The organism is Micromonospora sp. NBC_00330, from assembly GCF_036136635.1.
In the GTDB taxonomy this organism is placed as follows: Bacteria; Actinomycetota; Actinomycetes; order Mycobacteriales; family Micromonosporaceae; genus Micromonospora; species Micromonospora salmantinae.
This window is the reverse complement of the sequence record NZ_CP108012.1, coordinates 1,064,947-1,081,625: the sequence shown is the minus strand read 5'-3', so window position 1 is coordinate 1,081,625 and position 16,679 is coordinate 1,064,947. Positions and strand designations below refer to the sequence as shown.

Sequence of the window (16,679 nt, the reverse complement as noted above, 5' to 3'; positions counted from 1 at the left end):
ACGGGTATGGGATGGGACCGAGGACCCGTCGAACACACCCGCCCGCTCCCCCACCAACGCCATCGCCCACACCTGGACCAACGCAGCCCTTACCACCGAACCAGCCGACCACGAGCGCGCCGAAGCCCGTACACCGCCTACCGCGCCGTCTGTCAACGACGCGTGCAAGGCCAGTACAACCACGGCGCCGCCTAGCTGCGCCGCAACGGCCACAGCAGGCGCCGCGTGCACATGATCACGGCGACGCCGACGAGGCAGATCACCGCGCCGGGCTGGATGACGATCGTGATGTCCGTCCCGCTAGCCGGGGTCGGCGCAGAGTTGAGAGGTCAAGGCGGTGCGGGCCCATTCTTCCCACGTGTCCGGTGACCACTCGCGGTCGCGGACGAAGATCAGGTAGAGCTGCGGGCTGAGCAGGCCGAACAGCAGGTCCGCCGCCATCTCGGTGGAGAGGCCGGGACGGATGTCGGGCTTGCCGGCCAAGGCTTCGGCCGCTGCGTACTGCACCGTGTAGCGCGGATCTGGGCCGTCCGGCCACTGTGCGGCGATCTCAGGGTCGGTGGCTGCGGCAGCCGCGATCAGCGGCATGATCGGGGCGACCCGGCCCAGGATCTCGCGGGTGCCGTGGACGTGCCCGCGCAATTGCCCGGCCGCGGTGGGCTCGGCGCACGCGGCGCGGAACCATTCACGATCCATGGTGGCAACCGGCTCAGTATCCCCGGCGATGGACGTGTCGACGACGTCCTTGAACAGCGTGCGCTTGTTGCGAAAGACGAAGTAGACCGTCTGGACGGCTACGCCCGCACGGTCCGCGACCTCCTGCAGGCTCGTCGCCCCGTAACCCTGCGCTACGAACAGCTCTCGTGCCGCCTCGATGACCTTTTCGCGGGTGCGGCGTGAACGCTCGGCTCGCTTGTCCGGCCGCTTGACCTTGTCCATATTGCGAGCCTATCTTTAGAGCATGTCACTAGAGTCAAACTCTAAATTCTTGGAGGAGACCGTGGACCAGCCCATCGCCACCCAGAAGCCGCAACCGGACCTGGCCTCGACGCAGCGAGACCCGGAGGAGGAGTCCGTCCAGCGCGCACTGGAGGGCTACTACCGCACCGGCAAGCCGCCGTGGGACACCGGCGTGACGCCGCCCGAGCTGGTCGACCTGGTAGAGGGGCACGGCGCACTGCCGCCCGGCCGCGCCCTCGAACTCGGCTGCGGCACGGGGACCAACGCCACCTACCTCGCACGGCACGGCTGGGAGGTGGCGGCCGTCGACCTGATCGATCGCGCCGTCGACCAGGCCAGGGAGAAGGCCGCGGCGGCGGGAGTGGCGGTACGGCTGCTGCACGGAGACGCCACCCGCCTCGACGAACTGGACCTGCCGGGCCCCTTCGACCTGTTCTTCGACCTGAGCTGCTACTGCGGGATCCCGCTACACCGCCGCGACGCCTACGCCGCCGGGCTCACCCACCGCGCCGCTCCCGGAGCACGGTTGCTGATGTTCGGGTACGGCCCCGAGCCGCTCGGCAATCCGATCCCCGAAGTCACGTCGTGGGCGGCGGGCGTCACCGCCGACGAGCTCCGCGCCAGGTTCCCCGGCTGGGCACTCATCGACGTCACACCGGGCACCAACTCGGTGCCGACCTTCTGGTTCACGCTGCGCCGCGACGCCTAGCGATCTCCGGTCGCGGGTTCTGCAGTTGCTGGTCCCAGCAGCCTCGGCTCACGCCGACGCCCGGCGTGCCCGGCCTGCTCCCACGGCCCCGGCCATCACTGGCCGCCCTCAGGGACGTCACGCATTATCAGCGGCAGATCCAGACGCGTCAGATCGTTACCGGGAAGTGCGGGCACCGGTAGGTTTGCCCGCATGTCACCGATCCCGACGCAGCTGCTACCCGAGACCCGACGTGCGCTGGTCCACCGGCTGGCCACTGGTCAGGTAGCGGGTCGGGCGCCTTCGGTCGTCGCTGCCGTGGTGCGCGATGGCCGTCCTGTGTGGATGGACGGATGGGGCGAGGTGGATGGCAGGGTGCCGGATGGCAACCTCCAATACCGGATCGGCTCGATCACCAAGACCTTCCTGGCGGTGCTGGTGCTGCGCCTGCGCGACGAGGGGCGGCTCGCGCTCACCGACCCGCTGGCAGACCACCTTCCCGACACAGCGGCGGGCCAGGCCACGGTGGGTGCGCTGCTGACGCACACCGCCGGGCTGATCGCTGAGGCGCCCGGCCCATGGTGGGAACGAACCCCGGGCACGCTGCGACCTGACCTGGCCGACGTGCTGGGCGGCGATCCGCAGGTGCATCCGCCCGGACAGCGCCACCACTACTCCAACCCCGGCTATGCGCTGCTCGGCGCGCTGGTGCAGCGGGTTCGGGGCCAGGCGTGGGGCGAGGTGCTACGGCGCGAGGTGCTGGAGCCGCTCGCGATGACCCGCACCACCCTGCTGCCGGTCGCGCCGCATGCCACGGGCTGGGCGGTGCATCCCTGGGCCGATGTACTCCTTGCGGAGCCCGCCGTGGACAGCGGCCTGATGGCGCCTGCCGGACAGCTGTGGTCGACCGCAACGGACCTGGCCAGGTTCGCCGCGTTCCTCATCGACGGCGACGACCGGGTGCTCCATCCGGACACCGTCGCCCAGATGCGCAACCCGACGAGCCCACCGGAGGCGACGGACTCAGACAGCGGTTACGGGCTCGGCATGCAGCTGCTGCGCCGCGACGGCCGGCTGTTGTCCGGGCACACCGGCTCGATGCCGGGCTTCGTCGCGACCGTGTGGGTCAGCCCCGATGACGCTCTGGGCGCGATCGTTATGGGAAACGCGACCGCCGGCCTGTCCGCCGGTACTCTCGCCGCTGATCTACTACAGACGGTCGCCGAGCGGGAGCCGCGGATCCCTGCGCCGTGGCGACCGCTGCCCTCAGTGGATTCACAGCTACTGGATCTCGCCGGCCCGTGGTACTGGGGGCCGGCCCCTTATGTGCTGCGCCCACAGGCTGATGGCTTCGTGGAGTTGACCCCGCTCTCCGGCGGGCGCGGCACCCGGCTGCGCCCCACCGGCGACGGCGGCTGGGAGGGGATCAACGGCTACTTCGCCGGCGAACGGCTGCGGGTGCAACGCGACGCGGCTGGCGCCGTCAGCCACCTCGATCTTGGCACCTTCATCTTCACCCGGCAGCCCTACGATCCTGCGGCGCCAGTGCCCGGCGGTATCGACCCGGCCGGTTGGCGGGCCGGCTGACCTCACGAACGCACTGATCTCGCCATGCGGGTACATGAGGTCCTCGCCGGAGGCGTACGGAGAGTCTCCTGGCGCGAGGCAGACGAAATGCGGCTGCTGCGCCACGAGCGCCGAGCTACGGTGCTGCGATGCAGGAGTACGAGGCTCGGCGGGCAACGCAGGCAGCCATGTCGAGCGCCTCATTGTTTGGCCTGACCGCCCATGACGCCATGGTCCTGCACAACTCGAACAAGCTCACCCTGCGTCTGCAGCCCTGCGACGTGCTGGCCCGGGTGGCGCCGATGGCGAGCCAGTGCGCCCAGTTTGAAGTAGATGTCGCTCAGCGGTTGGCCGAGGTCGGAAGTCCGGTGGCCGCGCTGCAAGCGCCCGAGGTGTTTGTCCGGGGCGACTACGCGGTCACCCTGTGGGCCTACTACGAACCAATCACTTCTCAACCGATCCCCAACGCCGACTACGCTGGCGCGCTCGAATGTCTGCACGCCGGAATGCGCAGGGTCGACCTGCCCTCCCCGCACTTTACGGACCGGGTCGCTGAGGCCCGGACGCTAGTGGCCGACCACGCCCGAACGCCGAAACTGGCTGACGCGGAGCGGGTCTTCCTCGCCGGCACGTTGGACCGCATGCGCCGAGCGGTCAGCGAGAGCGGCCGGCCCGAGCAGCTCCTGCACGGCGAACCCCATCCGGGCAACCTGCTCTCGACCCGGACCGGCCCCCTTTTCATCGACTTCGAGACGTGCTGCCGCGGGCCGATCGAGTTCGACCTGGCTTACGCACCCGACGAGGTCGCAGACCACTACCCGGGCATCGATCACCAGCTGCTGCGAGACTGCCGGACCCTCATGCTGGCGATGATCACCGTGTGGCGCTGGGATCGCGATGATCAGCTCCCCAACGGCCACCGGCTCGGGATCGAGTGGCTGAGCGAACTCCGAAAGGCAACGGCTCAGTCTGGCTAGGTTCGCCGACTCACGTTATCGACAGGACATCCGGCTATCCCGTCCCGCTCAGCTGTCATAGCAGTTGCCGCTCGGCGTGCTGGCCGGGACACCGGGGACGAGGCCGGGGCGCGGATGCTGGCGCGCGAGATCGCCCGCAGCGCCGGGACGATCGGCGCCACCGCCCATACACGCAGGCCACCGCCCTCAACGGCGACCCGACCGCCTGACCAGCGCGGATCAGGAAGGCCGCAGCCCGGCGAAGAGTGCGCCGAGGACCCGGTCCACATACTCGTGGGTCAGCGGTTCCTGAGTGATCAGCAGCTGGAAGTACAGCGGCCCAGACAGGATCGCCATCGCCAGTTCCAGGTCGAAGTCGGGTGCCACCTGACCCTGATCGCGGGCCGCCTTGAGCCGGGCGACGGTCTTGTCCGCCTGCGGGGCGATAAAGCGCTCGTTCAGCGTGACGGCGATCTGGCGATCATGCTGGGCCTCACCTACCAAGGCCTGGAACAGCGGCCCGAAGGGCGGCCCACCGAGCAGGTCCACGGCCGCGTAGATCTGCGCCCGCAGGTCAGCGGCGATGTCGCCGGTGTCGGGATAGTCCAGGCTGGGCTCATTCAGCGACAGCAGCGAGTCGAGCAGCAAGGCTCCCTTGGATGGCCAGCGGCGGTAGATCGTGTGCTTTCCGACGCCGGCGCGGGCCGCTACCGCTTCGATGCTCAGCCTGGCGTAGCCGATCTCCCGGCCCAGCTCCAGCGTGGCCAGCATGATGGCATCGGTTCGCTCGGCGCCACGGCGGCGGGGTCCGTCGGTCATTCCGACATCTTAACGGTACGGCACGTGCCGTACTTGACTCGGAGAGGCCTCCCCGGCATGATCTTATCGGCACGGCCCGTGCCGATCCCGCGAGGAGAGACTGCGATGCCCGTTCCCGCCGACCCCACCGTGCTGCACCCGATGCCGGACCAACCGCGGGTGGTGCTGCTGAAACCGCTGATCACCTCGCCACTGATCGAAGCCGGAGAGTTCTCCTACTACGACGACCCGGATGATCCGACCGCGTTCGAGACTCGCAACGTGCTCTACCACTACGGGCCCGAGAAGCTCGTCATCGGGAAGTTCTGTGCACTGGGCGAAGGCGTGCGGTTCATAATGAACGGCGCAAACCACCGCCTCGACGGCCCCTCGACGTTCCCCTTTCCGATCATGGGTGGTTCCTGGGCCGAGCACTTCGACCTCATCACCGGTCTGCCGGGGCGAGGCGACACCGTCGTGGGCAACGACGTCTGGCTGGGCTACCGAGCCATGGTGATGCCGGGTGTCCATATCGGCCACGGAGCAATCATCGCGTCGGGCGCCGTCGTGGTCGACGACGTCCCCGACTACGGCATCGTCGGCGGCAACCCGGCCCGGCTGCTACGCCGCCGCTACAGCGACGCCGACATCGACCGGCTCCTCGCCGTGGCCTGGTGGGACTGGCCGCTCGAACGCATCACCGAACACGTCCGCACGATCATGTCCGGCAGCATCGACGACCTGGACAGGTGCGCATGAAGCACACCGAAGTGATCATTGTGGGTGCCGGCCCGACCGGTCTCCTGCTGGCCGCCGAGCTGCGCCTTGCCGGTGTCCGGCCGCTGGTCCTGGAACGGCAACCAGGGCGACGGGACACCCCGAAGGCCGGCGGTCTCGGCGGGCAGATCCTGGAGTTGCTGCGCTACCGAGGGCTGCTCGACCGCTTCGAGGCAGCCTGCACCGGCCCGGCCCCGGCTCCCCGCTTCCCGCTTCCCGTTCGGAGGGGTGCATCGTGACTTCACCCGGCTGACCGATCCGCCGCTGCACGCCCTGCCGCTTCCACAGCAGCAACTCGAAAAGCTGCTCGACGAACACGCCTGTGAGCTCGGAGCCGACATCCGCCGCGGGCACCAGGTGATCGGGTTGAGCCAGGACGATGCCGCGGTGACCGTGTCCGAACTGCAGAACAGCGTCCACCGCGTGCTCGGGGTGCGGCTACCGGTACGCGAGGCGACACGGCTGTCCCGGTTCACCTTCAAGGCCCGACAGGCCGACAGCTACCGGCAGGGGCGGATCCTGCTGGCCGGTGACGCGGCCCACCTGTTTCCCGCCGCCGGGGTGGCGCTCAACGCCGGCCTGCTCGACGCCGTCAATCTGGCCTGGAAGCTGGCCGCCGATCTGCACGGCGGGGCACCGGCCGGCCTGCTGGACACCTACCACGGCGAACGCCACCTCGCCGGCGCCCGCACCATGCTGCACACCCGGGCTCAGGTGGCGCTGCGGCGCGGGCACGACGAGGCCGCCGAAGCACTGCGGCAGCTCTTCCAGGAACTGCTCGCCGACGAGGAGCCGTTGCGCCGGATGGGTGCGCTCGTCGCCGGTGCCGGCATTCGTCGAGCGGCTGATTGATCCTTAGCAGACAGCCGACCCGCCGATCGGCGGCCACGTCACGCCGGTTACGACCGTCTTGGTGGAGCTGACGAACTCCGTCGCAACCAGGCAGGCAGGCTGCCGGGGTAATGAGGCAGGTCGCGAGACTCATGGTGGCCAGCGCGACCACGCCTCACCATCGTCGTGTCACCAGGCCTCCTGTCAGCAGCACCCCGTCGACGTCCAGGCAATCGTCGTCTCCGAGCCATACCGCGGCGATGCTCCATCCGCTTCGATGATCTCTGCCGTTATCCCGGTCCGCTTTACGGCGGCTCGTTCGAGGTCAGCCGACCAAGAGATTTTCTGCAGGGTCAACCGTGATACCGACGGGGCCTTTCATCCTACCTTTACTGCGGCTTTTGTCGAGATTGATAGAATTTTAAGCTTCGGTGAAAGATAGATGGGCCCAAATCCTTGACTCGGCGCCCGTGTTGCCGGTTAATCACATCTACGTGTCGGCCGTGTTCACCCTCCCGGGTGGCCGACGACGCTGACCGACCGTCGAATCGATTCGCCTACCGTAAGCGACCAGGGACGGCGCGCAGGTCGTGCAGTGGACCGCCAACAGCGGAACCGACCAACAGTGGCAACTCGTGCCTGCCTGACCAGCGCCAGAGGTGGTCGACAAGTCGACCGCCGGTGACCGCCTGCTTCTTGCCGAATCGATTCGAAGATGCAGAACCGCTGTCCGTAGCCCAGACCCGACGGGCTGCGGGCGCCGGACGATCTGACGCACAACCTTCAGCCTCGGTGTCGAGAGGAACTTCTGATGACGGACCTACCCGTGAGCCGTAGGCGCCTGCTCGCCACCGCCGCGCTGACCGCCGGCTCGGCGGCCCTGATCCCGGCCGTGGGCGCCGGACGGGCCGCCGCCGTTGCGCCTCAGGTCACGCTGCCCGAGCGCGGGATCTACGACGCGACGGCGGCGACAACCTGGACGGACGGCTTCCTCATCGGCAACGGCGAGTACGGCGCCGTCCTGTACGGAACGCCGACCCTCGAGAAGGTGATCTTCAATCACCACCGCTTCGTGATGCCCAACGGCAGCCGGGGCGTGACCCCGCCAGCAATCTCAGGGCGGCTGGCCGGCGTACGAGACAAGGCGCTGGCCGGGAACTACGCCGGAGCCAACACGGACTTCGCGGCCGGCTGGAGCCTGCGCTGGACCCAGACCTACCACCCCGGCTTCGAGTTGCAGATCAGCACGCCCGGCATGACCACCGCCAACGGGTACGCCCGCATCACCGACTTCCGGACCGGGGAGGTCACCTCCACCTGGACCGACAGCAACGGCACCTGGACCCGCCGCGCCTTCGCCTCCCGAGCCGACAACGTCGTCGTACACGAACTGACCCCGGCATCCGGCCGATCGATCGACGCGACGCTGAGCGCCAACACTTCCCTCGCCGGTGTCCCAGGTTCGGTCCGTTTCACCACCCTGGCCAGCGTCATTGACGGTTCCGGCTACCTGAACCTGCGAGGCACCTACCCGTCCGGGCAGGGCGCGTTCGGCTTCGAGGGCGTCACCCGGGTCGTCGCCACCGGTGGCACGGTAGCCGCGAACGGGTCGAGCATCGTCGTCACCGCGGCAACCAGGCTCCTCCTGCTGACCAAACTCGATCGATACGAGTCACCGACGGCCTGGGACAGCAGGCCGTTGCACGCGGCGCTGGCCGCGGTGCGCGCCGACTATGCCGAGCTGCGGACCCGGCATGTGGCCCTGCACTCGGCGATGTACGACCGCTCCCGCCTGGACCTGAACGTCTCCGCCGTCGACCGGCAGCTGTCGACCACCGAACTGATCGCCCGGCAGAACGCCAACCGCAACACCATCGATGTGGCCCTGCTGGAACGGCTCTACGACAGCGGCCGTTACCTGTTCATCAGCTCCAGCGGCGTACTGCCGCCGCGGTTGACCGGAATCTGGGCCGGCACTTGGAATGGCGCCTGGGCCGACGATTTCACCACCGATGCCAACATCAACCTGCAGGTCGCCGGCGGCAACATTCTCGACCTCACGGATGCCATGCAGGGCTATTTCAACCTGATCCTCGGCCAGCTCGCGCACTGGCGCACCAACGCCCGCAACCTGTACGGCGCCCGCGGCTTCCTGGCCCCGTCGCGAACCGACGGCGAGTACGGGTACATGCTGCACTTCGACCCCGGCTTCCCCGGCCAGTGCTGGACCGGTGGCGCGGACTGGTTGCTCTACCCGCTGCTGGAGTACTACCAGGTCACCGGGGACCGGACGTTCCTGGCTGAGAAGCTGGGACCGGCACTGATGGAGCTAGCGCTGTTCTACGAGGACTTCCTGACCCGCACCGACTCGGCCGGCCGTGCGGTGTTCGTGCCGTCGTTCTCGATGGAGAACTCGCCGGCCAGCACGAACGTTCTGCTGGCGATCAACGCCACCGGCGACATCCAGGCCGGCAGACACGCCCTGCGGGCGGCCGTCGAGGCTGCCAACGCGCTCGGTGTCGAGCAGGGCGCCGGCCAAGGGGTCGCACGCTGGACGGCCCTGCTGGCGAAGCTCCCGCCCTACACGGTCAACGGCAGCGGCGCCCTCGCCGAATGGTCCTGGCCGGGACTCACGGATCGCTACAACCATCGGCACGTCCATCACCTGTACGGCGCGTGGCCCCTGCACGAGATCAATCCCGAGGAGGCACCCGGTCTGGTCACCGCCGCGCTCAGGGCCCTGGCGCTGCGCGGTGACGAGAACACCTCGGCGCACGGCAGCCTGCATCGAGCCCTCGCATCCGCCCGGCTGAAGGACGCCGCCGGCGTCTACAGCAACCTCCGGAAGATCATCGGCAACAACATGATCTTTCGGTCGCTGATGACGGCACACAACCCGAATCTGGAGACCTACAACGCCGATGCGGCCCACACGCTGCCGGCAGTGCTCAGCGAAGCGCTTGTGTACACCAGGCCCGGCGTCATCGAGCTGCTGCCCGCCGTGCCCGGCCAGCTCGCCAGGGGCACCATCACCGGCGTCCGCGGACGCAACCAGGTCCGCATTCACAGCCTCTCCTGGGATCTTCCTGGTCGCTCGGTAACCGTGGCACTCACCTCGACGATCACCCAGGCGATCACCCTCCTCAGCCGGCGCGGGATCGCATCCATCACCACGTCCGCGACAGTCACCCCCTCGCCGCTCGGCCCGCATGCCCGGGTGATCTCGTTGACGGCCGGGCAACAGATACAGGTTGTCGTAGCTCTGCCGGCCACCGGCGGCGTCGTTCGACTGGTCAACCGGCGCAGCGCCAAGGTGCTGGACGTCAACGGCGGCTCCACCACGGACGGGGCAACTGTCGTCCAGTGGCCGTGGACTGGCGCGGCCAACCAGCAGTGGCGGCTGCTGCCCAACACCGATGGCTCATTCCGGGTGGCCGGTGTCAAAAGCGGGAAGGTCCTGGACAGTCCAGGTGGCTCGGGCCAGGGCGCGGCACTCGTTCAATGGGCCGACAACGGCGGACGTAACCAGTGGTGGAAGCTCGTCCCCGCGACGACCAGCGGGTACTACCGGTTCGTCAACGTGAGTAATGGCTGGTGTGTCGGGGTCGAAGGCGGCTCCACCGCAGACGGCGCCAGGGCGGTCCAGCAAGCGGTCAGCGGCGAGATCAGCCAGGAGTGGCAGATCCTTGATGCCTGAGACAGGAGGTCAGAGGCACCGGTCGCAGCGGCTCCGGGCGATGGCCGCCAGTACCTGTGCCACGCCAGGCGCCGCCACGCCGGTTGGGCCTCGGTCACCGGCGTGCGTGGTGCCGGGTACGGCGGCAGCGTCGGGCTGGCTGCGGGACCGGCCCGACCCAGAGGCTACGTCTGACCTTTAGGGGAGTACCCGTCAGTCGATCGCCTCTTGCGCACCGACTCCGCAGGGGCGATGGCGCGAACGGTGCGGGCTGGGTTTGTGAGCCCTGGACGGTCGGGACGACAGCATCGGGTGTGGTCCCGTGGTTACGCATTGACCATCTCTGATTTCAGTAGTTAACATGTGACGTCTGATGAATGTTGGACCGCGGAGACACCCTCGAAGGACTCAGGCGACGTCTTCGTCAACGTTCCGCTTCTTCCGCCCTGCGATCGTCACCATCCGGGCGGCTGGGGCCGCCGCTGCGCCGCCCGGCTGCACGAAGGAGACAAGATGTCCGAAGTGACACGACGGAAACTTCTCGGAGCCGGGGCGGCTGGGGCTGGTGTCATGCTGCTGCCGACGGGTTGGACCGCAGCCGCTCGAGCCGGGTCGACTGCACCCCCACAGGTGCTGGCAGCCAACGACATGGCGTTGTGGTACGACGAGCCGGCGGGTACGGATTGGTTACGGGCTCTGCCGATTGGTAACGGCCGGCTGGGCGCGATGGTGTTCGGGAATGTCGACACCGATCGGATGCAGCTGAACGAGGACACCGTGTGGGCCGGTGGCCCGTATGACTCGGCCAACACCCGCGGCGCGGCCAACCTGGCGGAGATTCGGCGGCGGGTCTTCGCGGATCAATGGACACAGGCGCAGGATCTGATCAACCAGACCATGCTGGGCAGTCCGGTCGGGCAGTTGGCCTACCAGCCGGTCGGCGACCTGCGGCTCGCTTTTGGCAGCGCCAGCGGGGCGTCGCAGTACCAACGGACCCTCGATCTGACCACGGCCACTACTACCACCAGCTACGTGCTCAACGGGGTGCGGTTTCAGCGTGAGATGTTCGCCAGCGCACCGGACCAGGTGATCGTGATCCGGTTGACCGCTGACCGGGCAAACGCGATCACGTTCACCGCCACGTTCGGCAGCCCGCAACGGACGACCGTGTCCAGCCCGGACGCCGCCACGATCGGCCTCGACGGTGTTTCCGGCAACATGGAGGGCATCAACGGGCAGGTCCGGTTCCTTGTTCTGGCCAATGCCGCCGTGAGCGGCGGTACTGTCAGCAGCTCCGGCGGCACGCTGCGGGTCTCCGGCGCAACCAGCGTCACCCTGTTGGTGTCGATCGGTTCCAGTTACGTCAACTACCGGACCGTCAACGGCGATTACCAGGGCATCGCGCGGCGGCACCTCGACGCGGCCCGCACCATCGGCTTCGACCAGTTGCGCGGCCGACATGTGGCCGACTATCAGGCGCTGTTCAACCGGGTGTCGATCGATCTGGGACGCACGACGGCGGCCGACCAGACCACCGACGTGCGGATCGCGCAGCACGCGAGCGTAAACGATCCGCAGTTCTCCGCGCTGCTGTTCCAGTACGGTCGCTACCTGCTGATCTCCTCCTCACGGCCGGGCAGCCAGCCGGCGAACTTGCAGGGAATCTGGAATGACCAGATGGCCCCGTCCTGGGACTCGAAATACACCATCAACGCGAACCTGCCGATGAACTACTGGCCGGCCGACACCACCAACCTGGCCGAGTGCTACCTGCCGGTCTTCGACATGATCCGAGATCTGACGGTGACCGGCGCCCGCACTGCTCAGGTGCAGTACGGCGCAGGGGGTTGGGTCACCCACCACAACACCGACGCGTGGCGCGGCTCATCAGTGGTCGACGAAGCCCTGTGGGGCATGTGGCAAACCGGCGGCGCCTGGCTTGCCACCATGATTTGGGACCACTACCAGTTCACCGGAGACATCGAGTTCCTGCGCGCCAACTACCCGGCCATGAAAGGCGCTGCCCAGTTCTTCCTCGACACGCTGGTTAGCCACCCGACGCTCGGCTACCTCGTCACCAATCCGTCAAGCTCGCCCGAGCTGCGTCATCACACGAACGCCAGCGTGTGCGCGGGGCCGACAATGGACAACCAGATCCTGCGTGACCTGTTCAATGGCGTCGCACGAGCCGCCGAAGTCCTCAACGTGGATGCCAACTACCGCGTCCAGATACTGACCGCCCGGGACCGGCTACCCCCGACGCGGGTCGGGTCCCGCGGCAACGTACAGGAATGGCTCGCCGACTGGGTGGAGACCGAGCGGACTCACCGGCACGTCTCCCACCTGTACGGGCTGCACCCCAGCAACCAGATCACCAAACGCGGCACACCACAACTGCACCAGGCCGCACGACAGACCCTGGAACTGCGCGGCGACGACGGCACCGGCTGGTCACTCGCCTGGAAGATCAACTATTGGGCTCGACTGGAAGACGCCACCCGCGCCCACAAGCTCCTCGGCGACCTCGTACGCACCGACCGGCTCGCACCGAACATGTTCGACCTGCACCCGCCCTTCCAGATCGACGGCAACTTCGGCGCCACCTCCGGCATCGCCGAAATGCTGCTACACAGCCACACCGGCGAACTACATCTCCTGCCCGCACTACCACCGGCCTGGCCAACCGGGCAGGTCACCGGGCTCCGGGGCCGCGGCGGATACACAGTCGGCGCCACTTGGAGCAGCAGCCGGATCGAGCTCGTCGTCACTCCCGACCGTGCCGGACCCATCCGCGTTCGCAACCGGATCTTCGCCGGCACCTTCGAACTGAAGGACGAGACGAGCGGCAGCGCCATCCAGCCGACGCGGATCGACGCCGATCTCGTCGAGTTCACCGGCCAGGCCGGCCACACCTACCGCGCGTCAGGTGCCAACTCGGGGCCGGTCGAGCCTGGTGCGTACTACCGTCTCGTGGCCCAGCACAGCGGCAAGGCCGCGGATATCAACGGTGCGTCCACCGCCGCTGGCGCGTCGCTGCTCCAGTGGCAGAGCACCAGCGGACAGAACCAGCAGTTCGAGTTCCTGCCGGCGGACGGGGGCCACTTCCGAATCAGGGCGCGGCACAGCGGCCTGTTCCTGCAGGTCGCCAGCAACAGCACTGGCGCCGACATCACCCAGCAACCCGAGACACCCAACGCCGCCAGCCAGCAGTGGCGGGTCGACGACCAGGGCGGCGGGGTGGTCAGACTCATCAACCGGCAAAGCGGTCTGGCAATGGACGTTTGGCAGGCTTCGACCGCCGACGGTGCCCGCATCTCACAGTGGACACCCGGCACCGGTGCCAACCAGCGATTCAAACTTCAACGAACCTAGGGGCTCGGAAACCTACGGGCCGGTGAACTTCGACAACCCGCGGCAGGTGGTGTTGCTGACCCTGCTCGGCGTGCACTCCCGGCGGGAGGTGTCCCGAGCCCGGCATCGCACGACCGCGGCCATGCGCGCTCAGGCAGAGTTGCAGGGCCGACATCCTGGCGGCCGGCCACCCTACGGCTACCGGCTCGCCGACGCCGGCCCTCATTCGAACCGCGCCCACGCAGGAACGTCGCACGGATCTCAGCGTTCGACCACACCTTCGCTCGGGAACCGACGACCCTGCACACCATCGTGGACCGCCGGTGGACACCCTTCCTCGACCGCGATCGGAACTAGCCGTCGGTCGCCTTGACCCGCACTCCATGGGTGCGACTGCACCTCGGCTACCTCTGCCCGGAACCGGTCCGGTCGGGGAGGTTCTCGACGCGGACAAATCTTCGCCGCCCGCGGGCCGGTACCTGCGAGCACTGCACGGCACCCGTCGTCCACGCTCACGACGCGCCTGCACCCAACTCCACACCTAGGACTCGGTGCTCGTCGGCTCAATAACTGATCCCACCCGTTCGACCGGGGCTGGTAGCGTGCGCCGAACATCAAGATCATGGGGGAACATCAATGAACCGAACTCGACTCGTCCTGACTGGCTTGGCCGTTGCGGCGGCGATCGCGATGTCCGGCTGCGATCCGCAGCCCGAATCCGAGGGCACCGCAACCTCGCCGTCCCCGACGGCCTCGATCGCCGCCCCGACCGGCGGCGCGGCCACCACCGCGACCAGCACCGCAGCCAACGACGCGGCCACAATGAAGGCCTGCGCCGACATCAAGAAGGACGTCAAGGACAACGCGGCCAAGGTCACCGAGGCCGAGAAGATAGGCCCGCCAGCCGGGCACTTCGCGGTCAGTGCCCAGTGGGCCGCCGGCTCGGTCGCGATCCTGGCGCACTCGATCGGCGCCAACGAGGCAGTCACCGCCGCCTCCGAACAGATCCAGAACGAGATGATGGGCCTGAGCGACGCGTACAACAAGTCCGCCAACGCCAAGCCCAGCAAGAAGGCCCTGGAAGCCGCCATCAAGAAGCTGGACACCGCCTGCTCGGCCGCCTGACCGGTTCGACCACGCAATCGGCGGTGACCCTCAGCCGGACGGTCACCGCCGATTCGCATGTCCGTGCGGGCTGCGGCACCCGGGTCAGCGGCCTCTGAGCAGCCCACGGCCAGCCTGCTCGACGCCCAACGAGCTACCGCGAAGAGCGGCGCGCTGTTCCCGTACGGCTACTGCTGACGGAACCGATTCCGTACATCGGTGACCTCTTCCGGAAACGATCCGTCGTCGTCCATGGGTGTCCGAGGGGCGGGGACCTCAGTCGTCACCTCGTTTGTCAATCGCCATGGCCGCAGCCTCTCAGCGGGTCTACGGCCAATCTCACGCCGGGCAAGCCCTCATGGTTGATCTGCTACCGATGACGCTGATGCACACGCCTCCACGACCAGCGGCAGATCCGTGCGCCCGACGTCGACAGGGATTTGTGGTTCCGACGGCAACGCCGCAGTTGGACTGGACGACGCGCCGTTGGCGGGACGGGCTCCTCCGTAGCATGTTCCGCCATGCACCGCATCGTCATCAGGCCACGCATCCAGATTCCGGTCCTGGTCGTGATCTTCGCTGTATGGACTCTGCTGGGCGTCACGTACTTCAGCTCCGATGACGTACTGGCAGAGCGCGACTGGTTCGGCATCGTGCTGGGATGCCTACTCGTCACGAGCGGCATGGCCGGGATCTGGCGTGCTCTTCGACTCGGCGTGGTAATCGGCGGCGAGGGTGTCCGTGTCCGCGGCTTCGACAGCCGTGACCAGGTCACACCGTGGAGCGCGATCCAGTCGGTCGACTGCGAGCAGATCGACGTACGGGGAGGCTTGCCGCTCTACGCTCCCGTCCTCCATCTCGGTGACGACGCCATGCCTCTCTCAGCGCTCGGCTCGTACTCACGCCAGGACGCCGAACGCAAGGCCGAACAGCTGCGGAGCCTCAAGGCCAGCGCCCCGCGTTCCTGACCGAGACGCAAAGGCGGGCACCCGACCCGCGGCAGATGCGCTGCCAGATCAGACGAGTACGCCTCAAACGGCCGCAGCTGTAGACGTCCTCCCGCTCACCAGGGTTTCGGGGCTTGCGTGTCTGGTGACGTGCTGCGCTTGTTCATGTACTGGCGCCAGGCAAGTCGTCGTACCGACTACGACCTGTCGGTGCTGCTGCTCGATGACGAGTTCCATGGTGCAGGCCAAGTGTCGTGGACGAACTACCGGCACAACGGTGTGGTTCATTCCGGCGACGTCACCGACGCGACGAATGGTGCAACGGAGTTCATCGACATGCCCATGACGACCGGTGGGCGCTATGTCGTTCCGCAGGTCCACATCTATACGGGTGAGTCGTTCGACGAGGTCGCCGAGTCGATGTTCGGCTACCAGACCCGCACACAGGGCCAGCTCGGTGCCCCATTTGATGCACGGACGGTCCGGGCGCGTTCGCACCTGCGCGGCCAGGGCCGGGTCGCGCTGCCGATGGTGTTCGCCAGGAGCGAGGACGGCTGGCAGGCCGTCTGGCTTCACCTGTACCTGCGGGGTACGCCGTCATTCAACCGGGTGGAGGACAACACGTTCACCACTGCCGACCGAGTACGAGCACTGATGGAGCGGCGCTACCTCACCGTCGCCTACCTTGTCGACCGTTGGCGCACAAAGGCGGAGGTGATGACGTGGGACGGTCGGCTGCCGGACGAGCCGGTCACGTTCATCGGCATTCAGGCGCCTGAGGACCTGCCAGACGGGTCGGAGGCATATACACTGGCTCGGCTCAGTGAGCTGATCCCTGAGTGAGCCGCGACAGCCGAGGCCATGTAGGTGCTTCCTTCTATTCCCGTTCAACTCGGGAACCTCCGCGCAAGCGGAGGATGTGGCTATTCCAGCCCCTGCGCTTTCCTCGGCTCTCGCGGCGAGCCACAGGAATCCTGTGGCCTCGTCGACTGGTGTTGCAGAATCGTGGAGCACTCTGCGGAGGA

The 16,679-nt window shown here is 67.7% G+C and carries 12 protein-coding genes and 1 pseudogene; 11 read left to right on the top strand and 2 right to left on the bottom strand.

From position 1 onward, the window contains the following. Positions 1-300 precede the first annotated feature (300 nt). On the bottom strand, positions 301-939 hold the full coding sequence (locus tag OG598_RS04840) for a TetR/AcrR family transcriptional regulator (RefSeq protein WP_328653210.1): 639 nt from the start codon (positions 937-939) through the stop codon (positions 301-303). A 22-nt stretch (positions 940-961) separates the two neighbouring features. Between OG598_RS04840 and OG598_RS04835 the strand changes: the two genes are divergently transcribed. The 3 genes from OG598_RS04835 (at position 962) to OG598_RS04825 (ending at position 4,191) form a co-directional block, all read left to right on the top strand. Then, a complete protein-coding gene (locus OG598_RS04835; protein ID WP_328653209.1) occupies positions 962-1,669 on the top strand; it encodes a class I SAM-dependent methyltransferase in 708 nt (235 codons plus the stop codon). Between the two features lie 192 nt (positions 1,670-1,861). Next, positions 1,862-3,235 carry a serine hydrolase domain-containing protein gene (locus tag OG598_RS04830; protein WP_328653208.1) on the top strand — a complete coding sequence of 458 codons (1,374 nt, stop codon included), beginning with the start codon at positions 1,862-1,864 and terminating at the stop codon, positions 3,233-3,235. Between the two features lie 128 nt (positions 3,236-3,363). After that, entirely contained in the window at positions 3,364-4,191 is an 828-nt protein-coding gene (locus tag OG598_RS04825; protein WP_328653207.1) for a phosphotransferase family protein, read from the top strand. 219 nt (positions 4,192-4,410) lie between these two features. On the opposite strand, the gene OG598_RS04820 is transcribed toward OG598_RS04825, so the two are convergent. Beyond that, positions 4,411-4,989 carry a TetR/AcrR family transcriptional regulator gene (locus OG598_RS04820; RefSeq protein ID WP_328653206.1) on the bottom strand — a complete coding sequence of 193 codons (579 nt, stop codon included), beginning with the start codon at positions 4,987-4,989 and terminating at the stop codon, positions 4,411-4,413. A gap of 105 nt (positions 4,990-5,094) precedes the next feature. On the opposite strand from OG598_RS04820, the gene OG598_RS04815 reads away from it, so the two are divergent. The 8 genes and pseudogenes from OG598_RS04815 to OG598_RS04780 form a co-directional block, all read left to right on the top strand. Further along, positions 5,095-5,727, top strand: coding sequence for a CatB-related O-acetyltransferase (locus OG598_RS04815; protein ID WP_442931457.1), 633 nt, complete (start codon positions 5,095-5,097; stop codon positions 5,725-5,727). Continuing rightward, complete coding sequence (locus tag OG598_RS04810; RefSeq protein WP_328653205.1) at positions 5,724-5,984, top strand: FAD-dependent monooxygenase; 261 nt, start codon at positions 5,724-5,726, stop codon at positions 5,982-5,984. Before OG598_RS04815 ends, OG598_RS04810 begins: the two co-directional genes overlap by 4 nt. Beyond that, positions 5,974-6,597 carry an FAD-dependent monooxygenase gene (locus tag OG598_RS04805; RefSeq protein WP_328653204.1) on the top strand — a complete coding sequence of 208 codons (624 nt, stop codon included), beginning with the start codon at positions 5,974-5,976 and terminating at the stop codon, positions 6,595-6,597. The genes OG598_RS04810 and OG598_RS04805 overlap by 11 nt, the downstream gene beginning before the upstream one ends. 790 nt (positions 6,598-7,387) lie before the next feature. Continuing rightward, a complete protein-coding gene (locus OG598_RS04800; protein WP_328653203.1) occupies positions 7,388-10,273 on the top strand; it encodes a glycosyl hydrolase family 95 catalytic domain-containing protein in 2,886 nt (961 codons plus the stop codon). Between the two features lie 492 nt (positions 10,274-10,765). Then, the gene (locus OG598_RS04795) at positions 10,766-13,624 is read left to right on the top strand and encodes a glycosyl hydrolase family 95 catalytic domain-containing protein (RefSeq protein WP_328653202.1); all 2,859 of its coding nucleotides are present in this window, start codon (positions 10,766-10,768) and stop codon (positions 13,622-13,624) included. A gap of 615 nt (positions 13,625-14,239) precedes the next feature. Beyond that, positions 14,240-14,728, top strand: coding sequence for a hypothetical protein (locus OG598_RS04790; RefSeq protein ID WP_328653201.1), 489 nt, complete (start codon positions 14,240-14,242; stop codon positions 14,726-14,728). Between the two features lie 500 nt (positions 14,729-15,228). Beyond that, positions 15,229-15,675, top strand: a complete 447-nt coding sequence (locus OG598_RS04785) for a PH domain-containing protein (RefSeq protein WP_328653200.1) — start codon at positions 15,229-15,231, stop codon at positions 15,673-15,675. Positions 15,676-15,774: 99 nt separating this feature from the next. After that, a pseudogene (locus OG598_RS04780) lies at positions 15,775-16,497 on the top strand (hypothetical protein); the annotation flags it as partial. Positions 16,498-16,679: the final 182 nt, after the last annotated feature.